Annotated in this window: 19 protein-coding genes; 17 read left to right on the forward strand and 2 right to left on the reverse strand. The window is 49.3% G+C overall.

The features are described from left to right. Positions 1-5: 5 nt before the first annotated feature. The 12 genes from pdxA to KIU71_RS02340 all read left to right on the forward strand — a co-directional run bounded on the left by pdxA (position 6) and on the right by KIU71_RS02340 (position 11,227). Positions 6-998 (forward strand): 4-hydroxythreonine-4-phosphate dehydrogenase PdxA, encoded by a 993-nt coding sequence (gene pdxA, locus KIU71_RS02285; protein ID WP_214129533.1) that lies wholly within the window; start codon positions 6-8, stop codon positions 996-998. Beyond that, positions 995-1,810, forward strand: a complete 816-nt coding sequence (gene rsmA, locus KIU71_RS02290) for a 16S rRNA (adenine(1518)-N(6)/adenine(1519)-N(6))-dimethyltransferase RsmA (RefSeq protein WP_214129534.1) — start codon at positions 995-997, stop codon at positions 1,808-1,810. The genes pdxA and rsmA overlap by 4 nt, the downstream gene beginning before the upstream one ends. Then, entirely contained in the window at positions 1,794-2,171 is a 378-nt protein-coding gene (apaG, locus tag KIU71_RS02295) for a Co2+/Mg2+ efflux protein ApaG (RefSeq protein ID WP_214129535.1), read from the forward strand. The genes rsmA and apaG overlap by 17 nt, the downstream gene beginning before the upstream one ends. Before the next feature lie 2 nt (positions 2,172-2,173). Further along, positions 2,174-2,986 (forward strand): symmetrical bis(5'-nucleosyl)-tetraphosphatase, encoded by an 813-nt coding sequence (locus KIU71_RS02300; RefSeq protein WP_214129536.1) that lies wholly within the window; start codon positions 2,174-2,176, stop codon positions 2,984-2,986. Positions 2,987-3,466: 480 nt separating this feature from the next. Continuing rightward, positions 3,467-5,491 (forward strand): methyl-accepting chemotaxis protein, encoded by a 2,025-nt coding sequence (locus KIU71_RS02305; protein ID WP_214129537.1) that lies wholly within the window; start codon positions 3,467-3,469, stop codon positions 5,489-5,491. Between the two features lie 174 nt (positions 5,492-5,665). After that, complete coding sequence (locus tag KIU71_RS02310) at positions 5,666-6,007, forward strand: hypothetical protein (protein ID WP_214129538.1); 342 nt, start codon at positions 5,666-5,668, stop codon at positions 6,005-6,007. A gap of 123 nt (positions 6,008-6,130) precedes the next feature. Continuing rightward, entirely contained in the window at positions 6,131-6,736 is a 606-nt protein-coding gene (locus tag KIU71_RS02315) for a DUF2726 domain-containing protein (protein ID WP_214129539.1), read from the forward strand. 68 nt (positions 6,737-6,804) lie between these two features. Continuing rightward, positions 6,805-7,512: a 5'-methylthioadenosine/adenosylhomocysteine nucleosidase gene (locus KIU71_RS02320; RefSeq protein ID WP_214129540.1), complete on the forward strand. Its 708-nt coding sequence runs from the start codon at positions 6,805-6,807 to the stop codon at positions 7,510-7,512. A gap of 7 nt (positions 7,513-7,519) precedes the next feature. Continuing rightward, positions 7,520-8,482 (forward strand): cobalamin biosynthesis protein, encoded by a 963-nt coding sequence (locus KIU71_RS02325; protein ID WP_214129541.1) that lies wholly within the window; start codon positions 7,520-7,522, stop codon positions 8,480-8,482. A 2-nt stretch (positions 8,483-8,484) separates the two neighbouring features. After that, on the forward strand, positions 8,485-9,321 hold the full coding sequence (locus KIU71_RS02330) for a helical backbone metal receptor (RefSeq protein ID WP_214129542.1): 837 nt from the start codon (positions 8,485-8,487) through the stop codon (positions 9,319-9,321). A gap of 104 nt (positions 9,322-9,425) precedes the next feature. Further along, positions 9,426-10,817: an adenosylhomocysteinase gene (ahcY, locus tag KIU71_RS02335; RefSeq protein ID WP_214129543.1), complete on the forward strand. Its 1,392-nt coding sequence runs from the start codon at positions 9,426-9,428 to the stop codon at positions 10,815-10,817. Between the two features lie 17 nt (positions 10,818-10,834). Further along, entirely contained in the window at positions 10,835-11,227 is a 393-nt protein-coding gene (locus tag KIU71_RS02340; protein ID WP_214129544.1) for a rhodanese-like domain-containing protein, read from the forward strand. A gap of 50 nt (positions 11,228-11,277) precedes the next feature. Here the strand turns inward: KIU71_RS02340 and tyrS are convergent, their stop codons facing one another. Then, positions 11,278-12,483 (reverse strand): tyrosine--tRNA ligase, encoded by a 1,206-nt coding sequence (tyrS, locus tag KIU71_RS02345; protein WP_214129545.1) that lies wholly within the window; start codon positions 12,481-12,483, stop codon positions 11,278-11,280. 202 nt (positions 12,484-12,685) lie between these two features. Between tyrS and KIU71_RS02350 the strand changes: the two genes are divergently transcribed. The 5 genes from KIU71_RS02350 (at position 12,686) to KIU71_RS02370 (ending at position 17,678) form a co-directional block, all read left to right on the forward strand. After that, positions 12,686-14,026 (forward strand): peptidoglycan DD-metalloendopeptidase family protein, encoded by a 1,341-nt coding sequence (locus KIU71_RS02350; RefSeq protein ID WP_390881767.1) that lies wholly within the window; start codon positions 12,686-12,688, stop codon positions 14,024-14,026. Positions 14,027-14,030: 4 nt separating this feature from the next. Continuing rightward, the gene (locus tag KIU71_RS02355; RefSeq protein WP_315853226.1) at positions 14,031-14,495 is read left to right on the forward strand and encodes an Lrp/AsnC family transcriptional regulator; all 465 of its coding nucleotides are present in this window, start codon (positions 14,031-14,033) and stop codon (positions 14,493-14,495) included. 67 nt (positions 14,496-14,562) lie between these two features. Next, a complete protein-coding gene (locus tag KIU71_RS02360; protein WP_214129548.1) occupies positions 14,563-15,333 on the forward strand; it encodes an EAL domain-containing protein in 771 nt (256 codons plus the stop codon). 126 nt (positions 15,334-15,459) lie between these two features. Continuing rightward, entirely contained in the window at positions 15,460-16,011 is a 552-nt protein-coding gene (locus KIU71_RS02365; RefSeq protein ID WP_214129549.1) for a DUF4136 domain-containing protein, read from the forward strand. 113 nt (positions 16,012-16,124) lie between these two features. Then, the gene (locus tag KIU71_RS02370; RefSeq protein WP_250207182.1) at positions 16,125-17,678 is read left to right on the forward strand and encodes a leucyl aminopeptidase family protein; all 1,554 of its coding nucleotides are present in this window, start codon (positions 16,125-16,127) and stop codon (positions 17,676-17,678) included. Positions 17,679-17,694: 16 nt separating this feature from the next. Here the strand turns inward: KIU71_RS02370 and KIU71_RS02375 are convergent, their stop codons facing one another. Next, positions 17,695-18,123 (reverse strand): SRPBCC family protein, encoded by a 429-nt coding sequence (locus KIU71_RS02375; RefSeq protein ID WP_214129550.1) that lies wholly within the window; start codon positions 18,121-18,123, stop codon positions 17,695-17,697. Positions 18,124-18,130: the final 7 nt, after the last annotated feature.

The following is an 18,130-nucleotide window of genomic DNA, read 5'->3' on the forward strand; positions in this document are numbered from 1 at the left end:
CGAGAATGACGATTCGAATTGCGATAACGCCGGGAGAACCTGCCGGGATTGGTCCCGACCTTGTGATCAAAATAGCGCAGCAGCAGTGGGATGCTCAATTGGTAGTCTATGCTGACACAACGATGTTAGCCGAGCGGGCTGAACAACTGGGCGTGCCACTGACGTTGACGCCCTTTTCTATTGATGATCATCGTATACAATCGCCCGGTGAGCTGTTCGTTCAGCATATTAGTTGCGACAAACCCGTCATTGCCGGGCAACTTGATAGCGATAACGGATATTATGTGGTTGAAACATTGCGTGCGTCCTGTGAGGCAAATATGCAAGCCACCTGTGATGCCGTTGTCACTGGCCCCGTGCACAAAGGGATCATCAATCAGGCTGGCATCTCATTTTCTGGCCATACCGAATACTTTGCGGCACAGTCTAATACCATGGATGTGGTCATGCTGCTGGCCACTGAAGGATTACGCGTGGCACTGGCAACCACTCATATTCCGCTTGAGTATGTGTCGCGAGCGATTACCAAAGAGCGTTTACATAAAGTCATCCATATTATTAATACCGATTTACGTCTGAAATTTGGTATCGAGAAACCGCGTATTTACGTGTGTGGCCTCAATCCCCACGCTGGCGAGAACGGGCATCTCGGTAAGGAGGAGATTACTACCATCACTCCGGCACTGGATGAGCTGCGCGCCACTGGCCTCGATATCATTGGCCCACTGCCAGCCGATACCATTTTTCAGCCCAAATATTTAGAGGATGCAGACGTCGTATTGGCCATGTACCACGATCAGGGGTTACCCGTGTTAAAGTACAAAGGCTTTGGCGCTTCGGTCAACATTACGCTTGGCTTGCCCTTTATTCGAACCTCGGTGGATCACGGTACCGCTTGCGATTTAGCCGGCAGTGGCGATGTAGACACCGGTAGTATGCAAAAAGCGTTGGCGAAAGCCATTACATTAGCAAAACGCAACGGGCAATCCGACGCATGAGTAAAACCCATTTAGGTCATACCGCTCGCAAACGGTTCGGACAGAACTTTTTGCACGATGAATACATTATCGACAAAATCGTTAGCGCGATTGCGCCAACCAATGCCCAGAACTTAGTTGAGATAGGCCCCGGTCTGGGCGCGCTCACAGAGCCAGTGTGCGAGGTGATTGATGCGCTCACCGTGGTCGAATTAGACAGAGATTTAGCTAAGCGGTTACGTCAGCATCCGTTTATGCAGTCTAAGCTCACAGTGATAGAAGAAGACGCGCTCAATTTCGATTTTTCAAGCTTGGTCGAAGACGGCAAGAAAATCCGCGTTTTTGGCAACCTGCCCTACAATATTTCAACGCCATTGATGTTTCATCTTTTCAGTTTCACTGGCTGTATCGCTGATATGCATTTCATGTTGCAACAAGAAGTGGTTAACCGGTTAGCGGCTGCGCCCAACCATAAGAACTATGGGCGTTTGTCGGTTATGGCACAGTATTATTGCAAAGTGATGCCCGTGTTACCTGTGCCCCCGACTGCATTCAAGCCAGCCCCTAAAGTGGAGTCCGCGGTGGTAAGGCTAATCCCTTACGAATCTCCGCCAGTGGCTGTTGATAACCTTGAGAGACTCAATCAGGTAACGGCAATGGCATTTAATCAACGGCGTAAAACGCTGCGTAATAGCCTGAAGGAACTGATTGGGCCTGATGATTGGTCACATTTGAGTGTGGCTGAGGATCTTCGCGCCGAAAATGTCTCTTTGGCGCAGTTCGCAGAAATGGCTAACTTTGTGGAAAGGAAACGCGATGGTGATCACTCCTGATATTAAGGTAAAGGTACAAACGCGTTTTCTTGAGGATCAAATTCCGGTTGAGGAAGGTAAGTTTGCTTTTGCGTACCGCGTGACTGTTTCAAATCTTGGCGATGAGGCTGCACAATTACTCACACGATACTGGCTGATCACCGACGGAAACGGAAAAACATCAGAAGTGAGTGGTGATGGTGTGGTAGGAAAACAGCCCACGATCCAGCCTGGTGAATCGTTTAGTTACACCAGCGGTGCAGTGATCGAAACGCCGGTAGGCAGCATGCAAGGCTATTATGAAATGCTGACGTCCAGTGGCGAGCGAGTCAAAGCCCCCATCGATGTATTCAGTTTACGTGTTCCCAACGCTGTTAACTGATCGTGTCTAGTTATGTTGTTGGCGACATTCAAGGTTGTTACAAAGGCCTTTGCGCGTTGCTCAAGAAAATCAATTTTAACGCCAACACTGACACACTGTGGGCGGTCGGAGATTTGGTCGCCAGAGGCGACGATTCACTATCAACGTTACAATATCTGTATAATCTAGGCGACGCGTTTAAGCCGGTATTGGGAAACCACGATCTTCATTTGCTGGCAATTGCCAGCGGTATCAAGTCGGCCAAACCCAGCGACAATCTGAAATCGCTGTTGGCATCTCCTGAACGGGATAACTTATTAAACTGGTTGCGTCAGCAGCCTCTGGCACGACTCATCGAGCCCAATACATTGATGGTTCACGCTGGGCTTTACCCTCGCTGGAGTTTTGCGCAATGTCTTGCCAATACAGACCTGGTCAGCAAGGTCCTACAAAGTTCGAAGTACACCCACCTTTTACAGGATATGTACAGCAGTGAACCGCGCATCTGGGCTGACGATTTACCGGTGTCAGACAAACATCGCTTTACCATTAATGCCTGCACACGAATGCGTTACGTGGGCACGTCTTGCGCACTGGATTTCTCGCATAAAGACAAACCCAGCAAAGTACCCAGTGCATTGAAACCCTGGTTTGCCTGCGCTAACCAACAACTCTTACCGGAACAGCGAGTTATGTTCGGGCATTGGGCGGCGCTTAATGGCGTACTCACGCAGCCGCAATTTATTGGCTTGGATACCGGTTATGTATGGGGGGGAAAGATGACCTGCATACGCCTGGAAGATTCGCGCTTATTCGCGAGCAGCGCGCCTCGTTAACCTTTCGAACCCCTCGCCGCTAAAGTCCCTGCAAGATAAGTCGATAAAAGCTTAGATCGCCGGTGGTAAAACGAAAGTTTTTTCGCTTTAGGGGGTGTAATTGAACGCTAATTTTGTCAAACTGGCTTGGGTGTGTTGATCTTTGCTGTTCAATTTTGCAGCGGTTTGTGCTTCATTTATGCAATGCAGAGTGACTGTGGTGTAGTGACTCTACATAAAGGAACGATAAAGCAGTAGAAATGAAGCACAAGCCCTGCGTGAAGGGTTCAACCATAGCCTTCCTGCTCTTTGTTGCTTGCCCTTGACTTAGAATAACTAAGCCTGCGGACAAGCGTCGCGATCAGAAAGGCTATAATTGAGCAAAACTTGTGCAGCAAAGATCAACAGACCCTATGGACGTTTTGGTCAATAAACAAGCGCCTTTTTTCCATAACAAAACATCTACTCACTGGTAGACACATAATAAATTTGGGAGCTCGCATGAGAATAACCGTTGCAATGCGCATTATCGGGGGGTTTGCCATAATCACCCTGTTGTTGTTGATCATCAGTTGGTCATCGTTAAGCAACCTCAATTCCATTCAGGAGCAGACCGAAAAAGTCAATCAAATCGCCATTCCGGCAGTCGCGGGCAGTAATAGTCTCAAGGCATCTTTCTTGAATATGGGGCGATTAACCTTTGAATCGTATTACGAACCGACACTCGACGGGTTGGATGAGAAGAAAGCGGGCTTTACGACCAGCAGAGAAAATTTTGTCGAAGAATTACAAATTCTGCAGCAAGTGGTGTCCGGTGATGACGAGCTTCGTACCGCGCTTGCCAGTGTGTCAAACACCTTTAATGAGTACACTGATAATGTCGAGTCGATGTATGCCAATCATCGAAAAGAGCTTGAGCTACGTAATCAAACGCAAAGTCGTATTGGCGATTTAGAAGATAACGCAGATGATGCTTCATCACTCATTCTCGATTTTAGCGACCTTGATGCGGTTCAATCCAGTGACAGCCTTTCTCGCGCAGCGGAAATCGGTAGCCGTATAGAAACCAATTTATTGTCATTGGTAACGGTTGCCATTGAGTACGCAAAAACCACGACATTACAACGTTCACAAACGCTTGGTAACGAAGTTGATATTGTAGTTAGTCAGGTTGCCGAACAACTTTCCAATATGCAACAAGCCGAGGGTGGCCGCGATAGTTCTGGAACCATGTCAGAAATATCAGAGCTGATCAGCGCCGCCACGTCAGCCATTACAGCTAACGACGGTGTGCTTGCCCTGCACGTAGAGCGTCTCGAAAGTGATATTGCTGCACGCAAATCATTGAGTCTGTCTGACGAAAACATTCAAACCGGTATCGAAGAGCTGAATGCATTGCTTGCGTTAGCCGACGAGAAAGTTAAAACGACAGAAAAAAGCGTGAATAAGTCGGTCAATTCTGCCAACACGCAAATATGGGTGATCATTGTTATTTCCCTGATTATCTCTGCCGCCATCGCTTATCTTACCGTACGTGCGATTACCGTGCCGTTACGCAAAGTGAATGAGTTGCTGAACATTGCGGCGTCGGGCGATTTAACGCATAAACTCGATCAAAGCAGCAAAGACGAATTTGGCGAGCTGGCGCGTAACTGTAACAACTTGATCAACAGCCTAACCGGTTTGATCTCAGGTATTCGCACACGTGCTGAGCAGCTAGCTGCCGCATCGGAACAAACCTCTACCGTCACAACGCAAACGACGGCTTCGATTCAGGATCAAAAATCACAGATTGCGCAGGTTGCTACAGCCACTACCGAAATGCACAGTACGTCGCAATTGGTTACACAGAGTGCTGAAGATACACTCGCGCAAATTCGTCATGCCGATTCTGAGGCACAGAATGTGCGCAGCATCTCGCTGGAAAACAAACGCACTATTGAAGTGCTCGCCAGTGATGTACAGGAAGCGGCCGATGTTATTAACAAGCTCCATCAGGACAGCGCCAGTATCGGCGGTATTCTCGATGTGATCCGTGGTGTTGCTGACCAGACCAACTTGCTTGCACTCAACGCGGCGATTGAGGCTGCTCGTGCCGGTGAACAAGGCCGCGGTTTCGCCGTTGTCGCTGATGAAGTTCGCACGCTCGCCAGCCGCACGCAAGAGAGTACGCAAGAGATCAATGCCATGATTGAAGTTCTGCAAGCGGGTGCTGAAAAGGCGGTGGCCGTGATGAATCAAGGCAAAGAGCAAACGTCTGTGTGCGTTGAACAAACGGATAAGGCTACAAAAGCGCTCGACTTGATTTCAGATGCCGTGCATAAAGCGCACGACGTGAGTTCACAAATCGAACAGTCAGCTCGCGAGCAAAATGTGGTTTCTCAGGAAATCAGTGAACGATTAGAGAGCATCGTTGGCATCGCCGAAGAGACCACGATCGGCGCACAGCAAACCTCTGAATCCAGCCACGAAGTCGCTCGCTTGGCGGAAGAACTGCAACAGTCTATTCAGCAGTTTAAAGTTTAGCGGCAATAAGGTTGTCACAAAACGCGGCTTGAGCCGCGTTTTTTTTCTTCCCTAGCCTAGACTCATCAGATTAAGGCGTGTTGATATAATTATACTTGAGTATTGATTGCGCGTTTGTTCCACCTCACATTGCGAGCTATAGTGAGCGAGATACAAAATATTTTAGGGATTCTTATGAAACGCGTTGTATTGCTCACCACAGTCGCTTTAGCGTTTAGCGTTCATTCAGCACCTGTTGCAATATCAGCATGCCCCACGACGTTCGAATCACTTCCGTTGCCCGAAGGCGCTACCTTATGCCGTGAGTTTTCCCCCAGCGCAGAGCAAACTGGCCGGTCCCTGAGCTTTTATGTTCCTATGTCACCACAAAGCACGGTGGAATATTTTCAGCGTCACTCGCTGCGTATTCATTCATCAGTCAATCAACACACATTGATGATGGCGCAGCAAGACGATTTGCGAGTCGCCATTTCGACCGACCGTCAAGGTTCGCAAATCGATATTCTGGTGTTGTAAGCGCGTCAAAAAATCATTCTGGCACTGCCGTTGCAATGGGCTTCCTAGCCCCGTCTGGTGATCAGGTTCGTCAAAAACTTGGCACTGGGCGACTGTCTGAATGTGATTTTGATGAGGTAAACCATGGAACTTGCGATTGTGTTGATGATGCTGCTCATTGTTGTGGGGATTGGCGCGGTCAAGCTGAGCGATCAGGCAACAGCGTCTCAGTTATCTTTTCCTTTTCGGCGGCGACAACAGTTGTTCACCCCGGCAGAGCGTAATTTTTTAGCGTTGCTCGAAAACGCGATTGGTGGCGAATTCCGTATTTTATGTCGTGTGAAGCTGGCAGACATGATCAGCATTCGTCCAGACACGCATCAAAAGAACAGCAAACTAGCGTTATCCAAAGCGAACGGTAAACAACTTGATTTTGTGTTGTGTGACAAACAGAGTATGGATCCCGTACTCGCCATTGACTTAGTCAATCAGCACGGCAAAGAAGGCTACAAGCAGCAACGCGACTGGTTTGTGAATGGTGCGCTGGATGCGGCAAAAGTGCCGCATATGCGGGTTAAAGTAAAATCTGGTTATACGGTTGCAGAGGTGCGAGATTCAATTGAGGCGAAACTCATCATGTACCGCAAGGCGCAGACACGCGAACCTTTAGTGAATGGCCACGGTAAGCTCGCTGATGGCAATAAGCGCCCGACTCGCCCACTGCGCTCAAGTCGGCCTATTACCGCGTAGCGCAGGGTATCGGTTAGCGCGTTTTTCGATTACACTGCGCGCAAAATTTATTCCCGCAGTGAGAATGCATGAAAATCGCTATTTTGGGCGCAATGGATCAGGAAGTTGCGCTACTTAAATCTTCGTTAGAAAACGTTACCGTGGCAGAGTATGCCCACCTGCAGTTTTATTCGGGTTCACTGCACGGCGTTGACGTAATCGTTGCCAAGTGCGGCATTGGCAAAGTTGCCGCTTCGGTTGCGACAACGGTACTCATCGATAAATACGCACCTGATTTTGTGGTTAATACCGGTTCGGCCGGTGGTTTTGATCCAACGCTTGAAATTGGCGATTTGGTGATTGCCAGTGGTGTTCAACATCATGATGTCGACGTAACACACTTTGGTTACGCCCGCGGTCAGGTGTTTGGCATGCCCGATATTTACCCCTGTGACATTCGCCTGATTGACGCAGCGGAAGCTGCAGCACATGATGTGATCCATGTCACCAGCAAACGTGGTCTTATCTGTACCGGTGACTCTTTTATCGGCTGCGATGAAGCGGTAGATCGTTTGCGCGGTTTATTCCCTGACATGTGTGCTGTAGAAATGGAAGGCGCGGCTATTGGCCAAACCTGCTTTATGCTAGACACACCTTTCCTGGTGATCCGCTCGTTGTCAGACATCGCAGGAAAAAGCTCTTCGGTGTCATTTAAATCTTACATTGATAAGGCTGCAGAACATTCGGCACAACTGGTTATGGGCATGATCAAAAGTTTAAAAGATGTTAAGGGTTAACTAACCGATGCAGCTATGGCAGCAGCTTTTAGCAAATCACTATGTTCAGGCATTTGTGGTTATGCTGGTTGTAGTTGCCATTGAGTCACTCTGGCGATGGCCTGAGAAATACCATCCACTCACCTTTGTAAGATTACTCGCCCTGCGTATGGCGGAAAAAGTCAATCAGGGCAGCAAAACCTCCCCGCGGCAAAATGCGATAGCGGGCGGGCTCGGTTTTGTCGTGTTGTTTACTCCGCTATTGCTGATCTTGGCTTTGTTTCTCAGTGTTGTGCACTACCGCGTTGTGTTTGATGCGTTGCTGTTGTTAGTTGCACTCTCATTTACGCCAGTGATTACACGAGCACGACAAACTGCCGTGCGCCTTGCCAGAGAACAGAAAGTATTGGCTAGAGAGGTGGCCGGCACACTGGTATTGCGTGACACAAAATCGCTCTCACCCATGGGCTGTGCCAAGGCAGCCATGGAGAGTGTCGCACTGCGCTTACACTATCAATATGCTGCCGTGTTATTGCTATTTTTCTGTCTGGGTGCTTTACCCGCATTAGCGCTCAGGGTGGTATTGGAGTGCAGCCATGTGTGGCACGTTCGCCAACCGCACATGCAGTACTTTGGCGCGCCGATTGCTCGCGCCAATCGCGTCGTACAGTGGTTTCCCGGTATGATAAATACTTTGTGGCTCGGCCTGTTTTTTCGCCCGTGGAAAACCTTGCCGGCATTTTTCACCTCACTGCCCTTACCCAATCGATACCGTTTCATCAAAACCACATCGGCGATCCTGGATTGCGAACTGGGTGGTCCCGCACTGTATGCGGGCACGAAGTTTCGCCACCCCCGTTACCATCAACAAAAACCACTAAAATTAGCGCACCTGAACTTACTTTTGAACTATGTCACGGCGGCCAAACTGGCGCTATTGTCAGGGTATTTAATCGCGGCGGCACTCCTGTTTATGATGGGATTTGGTTGACGATGCATTGGTTTATCACCGTGCTGGCGTTGAACACGCTCTTGTGTTTTGTTGCCGTTGCGCATGCCGGCGAACGACAACGTATTATTACGTTAGCACCGCATTTAACTGAATGGGTTTACCTACTCGGCGCGCAAGATGACATTGTTGGCGTGAGCGCATTTAGCGATGTCCCAGCACAAGCCGCCGAACATCCGGTTATTGCTGACGCTAACGGGGTTAATTTCAGACAGATACTCAAGCTAAAGCCGAGTATTATTTTGGCGTGGGAGGGCGGCAATAAACCACAAGATTTAACGCGCCTTGAATCGCTCGGTTTTACACTGTTTCATTCATCGGTCAAAACGCCGCAGGATATTGCTCGCGAATTGCGTGAGCTTGGGCGTTTACTGTCGAAACAATCGCGTGCAGAAGCGCTGGCCGACGAGTTTATAACTACGTTAAATGCGATCGATGCCAAGTTTTCCCGAGCCCAGGCCAAGTTCCTTCACCCTGTATTATTCTATCTTTCAACAACCCCCATGATGAGTATCGGTGAGCATGCATGGGCGAATCAGGTCTTACGCTACTGCGGTGCAGAGACCATTTTTACCGACGCACCAACCGATTACCCTGAAGTGCGAGTCACCGAAGTGTTACGTCGTCAACCGGTCGCATTAATTACGCCTATCGACGCAAGCCCGGCTCAACTTGCGTTGTTTTGGACGCCACATCAGAAGGTGCTAAATGCCCCGATCATTGCGGTGGAGGGTGATATTATCCACCGTTTTACGCCACGTTTAACGCAGATACTCCCGCATTTGTGCACCCGTATTCATGCAGCGGCTGCCGCAGATTGACTGAAATCAATACAGAGATTGTTGGTTTTTGAACCACAGCCGATATACTGCGTATAGATTGACGTAACAAGTTTCCTTTTCACCCTCACATAATGAAGAATTCTATGAATCAAGAAAATCACGTAATGGCAACGGGCGACTACAAGGTCGCTGACATTTCACTGGCCGATTGGGGCCGCAAAGAGTTGGCAATCGCAGAAAGCGAAATGCCCGCGCTAATGAAAATACGTGATAAATATATGGCTGAACAGCCGCTCAAAGGAGCGCGGATCCTTGGCTGTATTCATATGACCATTCAAACCGGCGTGCTGATTGAAACACTGGTTGCCTTGGGTGCTGAGGTGCGCTGGTCATCGTGCAATATATTTTCAACCCAAGATCACGCTGCCGCTGCCATCGTCGCAGCCGGTGTGCCTGTGTTTGCCTGGAAAGGCGAAACAGAAGCTGAATATGAATGGTGTTTAGAGCAAACGATTTTGAAAGAGGGGCAACCCTGGAACGCGAATATGGTCTTGGACGACGGCGGCGATTTAACGCAGCTGCTGCATGATAAATACCCGCAGGTTCTCGAACACGTTCATGGCGTGACAGAAGAGACCACTACTGGCGTGCATCGTTTGTTGGAAATGCTCAAAGCAGGCACACTCAAGGTGCCAGCCATCAATGTTAACGATTCGGTGACGAAATCCAAGAACGACAATAAATACGGTTGCCGTCATAGCTTGAGTGACGCCATCAAACGTGCAACCGACCATCTACTGATGGGCAAAAAGGCGCTTGTCATCGGTTACGGCGATGTTGGCAAGGGGTCTGCGCAATCGCTTCGTCAGGAAGGCATGGTGGTCAAGATCAGCGAGATCGATCCGATTTGCGCTATGCAAGCTTGTATGGATGGCTATGAAGTGGTTTCTCCCTATGTTGATGGCATCAATCAGGGTGATGGCAGCACAGTCAATAAACCGTTATTGCAAACCACTGATCTATTGGTGACTACCACTGGCAACGTCAATGTTTGCGACCAATATATGCTCAGCGCCCTCAAAAATGGCGCTGTTGTCTGTAACATTGGTCACTTTGATAATGAAATCGACACCGCGTACACGCGCAAAAACTGGCGCTGGGACGAAATTAAACCGCAAGTTCACAAACTCTTTCGTAGTGATGACGATGCAGACCACGTGATCCTTTTGTCAGAGGGGCGTTTGGTGAACTTAGGCAACGCGACCGGTCATCCATCGCGGATCATGGACGGCTCCTTTGCCAATCAGGTACTGGCTCAAATTCACTTGTTTAAGCAAGCGTTTGCTGAACAGTCTGAGCAACAGCAGCGCGATATGCTCACTGTTGAAGTACTGCCAAAACAGTTAGACGAAGAAGTGGCCCGGTATATGGTAGAAGGGTTTGGCGGTGTGATTACACGCCTAACACAACAACAGGCCGACTATATTCATGTGACGGTTGAAGGCCCATTCAAAAGTGACGACTACCGTTACTGATACTTGGAGGTGTTACCGTGAAAAATTTTCTCGTTATTCTGTTGGTATGCCTGATGACCTCGGCGAGCGCCATCGCAGATGAAGTAGCATCCGTTTCTGCTAGTGAGCTAAATGCAGCGGACTACTCTGAATGGTTGATCCTTGATGTGCGCAGTGCAGAAGAGTTCGCCGATGGCCATGTGCCGGGTGCAATGAACATCGGCCACACCGAGCTAGCGGGTCGTTTGGCGGATATTCGCGAGTACCAGAACAAACCCGTGGTGGTTTATTGCCGCTCTGGGTACAGAGCAGCGAAAGCCGCAGATATCTTAAGCGAAGCGAATTTTAGTGATGTTCTGCATCTTGAAGGCGACATTATGGCGTGGAAAGAAAGCAATTTGCCTCTGGAAAAACCCGACGTTAAACCGTAATACCTGCCGCGCCTATCGAGCGCTTGACGTAAAAGCGCCTAATGGCGCTTTTACGCGCTTTTAAGCGCTACACGTGCAAATTTGCGCTTGCCGACCTGAAAGACAAAAGTGCCATCATCTGAAAGCACGAGGCGAGTGTCCTCCACCCGCTCTCCATCAATTTTAACAGCACCCTGCTTGATCATTCGCATCGCCTCTGAAGTGGATGCCACTAACTGCGCATCTTTCAGCAAGTTACCAATTGCCACCCCTTCCGATGACAGTGTTAAGGTCAGTTCAGGCATATCATCAGGGATGGCATTTTTCGAAAAGCGCTGGATGAAATCGTTATGAGCCGCTTTTGCAGCCTCTTCCGAGTGAAAGCGAGCGATAAGTTCCTTAGCAAGACCAATTTTAGCATCTCGGGGATTGGCTCCCTCAGCGATAGACTGCTTAATTGAAGCCACCGTATCTAACGGCTGAAAACTGAGCAAATCGTAGTAGCGCCACATCAAGTCATCAGAAATTGACATGACTTTACCGAACATGTCGTTCGGCGCATCAGTAATACCAATGTAGTTATTCAGCGACTTAGACATCTTCTGCACACCATCCAACCCCTCCAGCAACGGCATCATTAGCACGGTTTGCTGCGATTGGCCTTGCTCTTTTTGTAGTTCACGCCCCATCAGAAGATTGAACCGCTGATCGGTTCCGCCTAACTCGACATCAGCTTCCAATGCAACGGAGTCCCAACCTTGGACTAATGGGTAGAGAAATTCATGAATAGCGATGGGTTGCCCCCCCGCATAGCGCTTTTTAAAGTCGTCTCGCTCCAGCATGCGGGCAACGGTTTGGCTTGCGGCTAGTTTAACCATGCCAGCGGCGCCGAGTGAATCCATCCATTCAGAATTGAAACGAACGGTGGTTCTTTCAGGATTTAGTATTTTAAAAACCTGCGCCTTATAGGTTTCTGCATTCGTCAGCACTGCTTCGCGTGTGAGTGGTTTGCGCGTCACATTTTTACCGGTTGGATCGCCAATCAGCCCAGTAAAATCGCCGATCAAAAAAATGACTTCATGGCCGAGCTGCTGGAATGCGCGCAGTTTGTTGATTAGCACGGTATGCCCAAGGTGCAAATCAGGCGCGGTAGGATCAAAACCAGCTTTTATTCTTAGCGGACGACCCGTCTTTAACTTTTCGACTAGCTCGGCTTCAACCAAAATGTCGTCTGCGCCGCGCTTAATTTCGGCCAACGCCGCTTGCCAATCCGCCATGCTTATTCCCACTGTTTAGGTCATTGATAATAAACCGCGTAGTGTACTTTCCAGTGCGCTTGATGGGAAGGATTAGGTATAATTTTTTAACCCCCATTGTCTATAAAACAACCTAAAAAATGTGTTTTGCAGCGTCGCTTTACTGGAGTTATCCGTCAATTCATTATAAGCTGCCGTGGTGTTGAAGCTTCGATTCTTGGATATGTTACTTAAACAACGCCTTATGCAGTTCATTAAGGAATTGCCGCATCCTCATAAAATAGCGGTGGCCACCTCCGCTGCGGTGTGTGCAGTTTTGCTTTTTTTACCCTCGGAACCCGTTGTGGCCTCAAAGCACACGGAAACAGCGCTTTTAGAAACCGGCGTTCGCTATCAATTAGATGTCCCCACGATCGGCGACGATAGCTTGATCATTGAAGAGCCTGATAGTCTGGAGTGGGCAACTTACACAGTGCAACGAGGCGATACTCTCGCAAAAATATTTAAACGCGCTGGTTTAACTGCCCGCGATACGTATAACGTAAGCAGTGCTGGCGAGCTAGCAAAGATGCTGGTCTCTTTGCTGCCCGGAGAGCAAATCAACATCAAGTTAGATCCAGAACACGGGTTTGGCGGGTTGAGTTATGCCTTTTCCCCGACCGAAACCCTGTATATCACGCCCACGATGGATCAAGCGGAACAACGAACGCTCACATCGTCCGTTGAACGAAAAGATGTCGATATTAGATATAACTTTGCACAGGGTGAAATCACGTCCAGTTTCTGGAATGCGGGTGTTGCAGCAGGCTTAACCAATAATCAGATCATGCGGCTGGCCGGTATCTTCGGCTGGGACATTGATTTTGCCACTGAGTTACGCGCAGGCGATACATTCAACATGGTGTTTGAAGAGCGCTACATTGATGGCGAGTTCGTTGGCTTCGGCGACATTGTTGCGGCGGAATTTAGTAACCAAGGCGAAGTTTTCAGCGCCATTAAGTACACTGACGGTAATTTTTATACCGCAGATGGCCGTAGCATGCGGAAAAGCTTCCTGCGCGCGCCAGTGAATTTTTCTTATGTAAGTTCTAATTTTAATCCGCGCCGCTTCCACCCCGTGCAAAAGCGTTGGAAAGCGCACCGGGGCGTTGATTACGCCGCGCCAGTCGGTACGCCAGTTATGGCTGCGGGCGATGGTAAAGTGATCCGGTCCAGCTACGACAAATACAACGGGCATCATGTGTTCGTTCAACACGGCGAGAAATACACCACCAAGTATTTACACTTCAAAAAACGCGCGGTGAAAGTTGGGGATTGGGTGAAACAGGGCGAAGTGATAGGTTACTTGGGAAGCTCCGGCATGGTCACTGGCGCCCACTTGCACTACGAGTTTTTAGTTGATGGTGTACACCGTAACCCTCGCACCGTAGAACTGCCAAAAGCTGACCCGATTGATGCGAAAGAGCGCGCTGCTTTCACTGAACTGGCAGCAACCCGTATCGAACAGCTCAGTAACAACAAGCGTATTATGCTGGCCCTGGCCCTTAACCGCACAGACAATTGAGCCTGTGCGCGGACTAGACACCACTGATATAGCGATTCTCGCTGCTCTGTATACGCAGCCTGATTTGAATAATAAAACGCTGGCAGAACAGGTCGGGCTTGCTCCATCCTCCTGTCATGAAAGGGTCAAGCGATTGCACAATGAAGGCGTGATCATCTCAACACAGTTGCACGTTGATATGGAGCGCTTAGGTGGGCATATTCAGGCCATGGTAGCGGTGCGGTTGTCGGCTCATGACCGCAACACCGTGGCTGGCTTCCAACGTGACTTACTGGTAACGACCGAAGTTGTTTCAATTTACCACACTGGCGGCGAAAACGATTTTCTCCTGCACGTTAGCGTACCTAACGCGCTTCACCTGCGCGATTTCGTATTTGACCAAATAACCAGTCGCCAAGAAGTCAACCATGTTGAAACTGCCTTAGTGTACGATGTAAAAGTGAGCCAACAGCTACCGGTGTATCCGTAACTTTTGCATTTCAGCTGACTTGGCCTATTCTATCCACTATTGAAAAAAATAAGAGTGTTCGCCGCCGATGCAAAAACGCGATATTCCGCAATCACTTACTTGCCAGCAATGCAGAAACAGCGAGCCTTTAGATTTTGATTTTTCCATGGCGTTTCAGCCGATTGTGGATACCCAAAATGAGCGTATATTTGGCTATGAAGCACTGGTCAGAGGGTTGCAGGGGCAACCTGCTCGTGATGTGATCAGCCAGGTTACGGATGAAAACGTGTACCGTTTTGATCAAGACTGCCGTGTCATAGCCATCCGTTTAGCGGCGCAGTTAGACATCCGCTCCTACGTTAGCATTAACTTCCTACCTAATGCCGTGTATCGCCCAGAGCAATGCATCCGCACAACGCTGGAGGCCGCCGAAGTTCATGGCTTCCCAATTGAGCGCATACTGTTTGAAGTGACCGAAGTAGAACGCGTAGAGAGCAACGAACACCTCAGCAATATTGTTAAATACTACCAAACCAAGGGGTTCAAAACAGCGCTTGATGATTTTGGTGCCGGCTACGCTGGCCTTAACCTACTGGCTAGCTTTCAACCCAATATCATTAAATTAGACATGGAACTGATCCGCGATATTCACCTGAATCCGATCAAGCGCACCATTGTGTCAAAAATGGTCGAACTCAATGACGAACTGGGCATTACCACGTTGGCAGAAGGGGTAGAGAGTCGCGAAGAAATGATTGCACTTAGAACGCTCGGTATTCACCTGTTTCAAGGCTATTATTTCGCTAAACCCGAATTTGAGTCCCTCCCCTTGGTTGATAGTGCGGTGTATTCTATATGAGCCTCCTGGTGATGGTTGCCGGTTGTGCATATTCACGCCGCGCTGTCGCAGTCTGAACTTGTGCGGACGTTTGAGTGTCTATACCATAGTGTTGTTGTACATTTCCTTATTTTCAGGAGTTAATACATGATTTTTCGAGTTGGCATTGCCGCTGTGGTTTTAGTACTTTTAAGTGCCTGTGCGTCTGCGCCGCGTGTTCATACCGATTTTGATACCGCCAGCAATTTTGCGCAGTATAAAACTTTCGCATTTGCCCCTGACTCCGCTGAACAAGCCACGGTCACCACCTTGTTATCTAAACGTGTACGTGATGCGTTAGAGCGTCATCTAGTGGCAAATGGGCATACTAAAACGAGTGACGCCGACGCTGATTTTTTGGTTGCTTACCATACCAGTTATGAAAAGCGTATCGACGTTGACACTTACTATACCGCCTGGGGGATCCGCCCTTACTGGGGTTATGACCCACTGTTTCGGGGCCATATCCCCCAAACACGCGTAAGAGAGTATAAAGTCGGCACGTTAGTGGTTGATATTATTGATGCCGATAAGAAAGCGGTCGTGTGGAGCAGTTCTGCGGAAAACACCCTGTCTAAACATTTATCGCCTGAAGAGCGAGAAGAGAAAATTAACACGGTTGTCGCGGCGATGCTGGCCGAGTTCCCCCCAGTTCCGTAACGTCGAGCGTTTTTAAAGCACAGTGAAAACCTGATTATTTGGTATAAATAATCAGGTTTTTTTGTGCATGTCATTTAGTAATACTAGATGTCCATTAAACAAGGAGTTTATTCATGATCCGATTTATTGCAGCGCTTGCTATGGCTTTTGCCTTCGCAGGCCAACAGGCCCAAGCACTTGAAGTGCGCTTCGCCAACACTCAATCAACGCCACTGTCTGGTGACGTATTGTTGTTGGTCGACAGCCCCGAGGCGATCAGTCAGCACGCTGATCTATTGGGTAAAAATGCAAGCCAACGCCTTACCGACGCCATGACGTCGTTTGCGTTTGACGACACTGCAAAAACGAGAGTGCTGTATGGCATCATGTCGTCGGGCAAGGTGTTAATCAAGTACGTTCCTCAACAGCAGCTTGCCGAAAAATCCGCATTATCACAGTGGCAAAGCCTCGGTGGTCAAGCGATCGCGCTTGCAAATCAACACGAGCCGACGGATAACTTACACGTTATTGTGGGTTCGTCTTCGGCATCTTCAGCCCATCTTGCTCACTTCGCAGCAGGGGCTGCGCTGCGTAGTTACCGATTTGATAAGTACAAAACCACGCCTCAACCCAAGCAGGCTAGCCAACTGGTTGTTCATTCCACCGAAGGTGAGGCGCCTGCAACGCTGTATACTAAAGAGTTGGCGCATTTAGTTGAAGGGGTCAGCTTCGCACGCAATATGTCGAGCGAACCCGGTAAAACCATTTACCCGCAAGCCTTCGTTGACCAAGTCACTGAACGTTTCTCTGGACTGGATAATGTCACGATCACGGTGCTCGATGTTGCGCAAATGACTGAGTACAACATGGGCGCCTTGTTGGGCGTCGGTCAAGGGTCTATCCACGAGCCACGCTTGTTGATCATTGAATATCGCGGCGCGAACGATGACACTGCGCCGATAGCTCTGGCTGGCAAAGGAATTACCTTTGACACCGGCGGCATCAGCTTGAAACGCAACGATGGGATGTGGGCCATGAAATCCGATCTGTCTGGTGCCGCTGCGGTTGCCGGTACAATGCTTGCCACCGCGAAGCGCAATGCCAAAATTAATGTCGTGGGACTTATGCCACTGGCAGAAAATATGCCTGCCGAAGACGCTATACGCCCCGGCGATGTGCTGACCACCATGCAGGGTACAACCATTGAAATCATATCGACCGATGCAGAGGGGCGGCTCATTTTGGCGGATGCTGTTACTTATGCTCAGCAACAATATCAACCGAAGCTGTTATTGAATATTGCCACACTCACCGGCTCTGCGGCGCGCGCATTGAGTGACGAGTACGCGGCACTGATCACGCGTGATTGGGCCTTGAGCGAGCAGATGATGGCATTGGGTGAGCGTTCGGGCGAAGCCGTGTGGCCTTTACCGCTACACCCTAATCATGACAAACAAATTGAATCAGACATTGCTGATATCAAAAATTCTGGCGCAGGTAACCCTGGTGCGAGTATCGGCGCCGCAGTGATTGGGACTTTTGTGGCTGATGATCTTCCGTGGATACATTTGGACATCGCAGGTGTCGATTATTTGAGCGAAGCAACCGATATCGCCCCGAAGGGCGCATCCGGCTGGGGAGTACGATTTATGGACGCCCTATTGCGCGAGCATGAAACTCCCCAGTAGTTGAGAACGTTGCCAGCTAAAGTGTCAGGCGCGATAACTTCTCAAGGCAAGCAACCCAGCCGTGTTGATGTTGATCGCGCTCCGCTTCATTGGCAAAACCCGAATGGGTTAGCGTGATCTCCGTGGTGTCAGGAGTCGTTTCAACGAATACGACATCAACCTCGGTCATGACGGTTTCTTCCCGCGCATCGGCCCACGCCCACGAGTAACGCAGATGGGCATTATCCTCAATGGCGAGGTATTCACCCACCAGTTGGAATTCTTCGCCATTGGGTTCCCGCATGGTCAATGCGTATCGTCCGCCGACCGTAAAATTTGCCATTACCTGCGTGACTTGAGCATCACCCGGCGCAAACCATTGAATAAGTTTTTCAGGTACCGAAAAAGCCGTGAAAGCTTTTTCGGCATCTGCGTTTACCAGCAAGGTCAGCGATAACTGAAACATCGTTACT

The sequence above is a fragment of the Alteromonas oceanisediminis genome (assembly GCF_018474025.1).
Taxonomy (GTDB): Bacteria; Pseudomonadota; Gammaproteobacteria; order Enterobacterales; family Alteromonadaceae; genus Alteromonas_E; species Alteromonas_E oceanisediminis.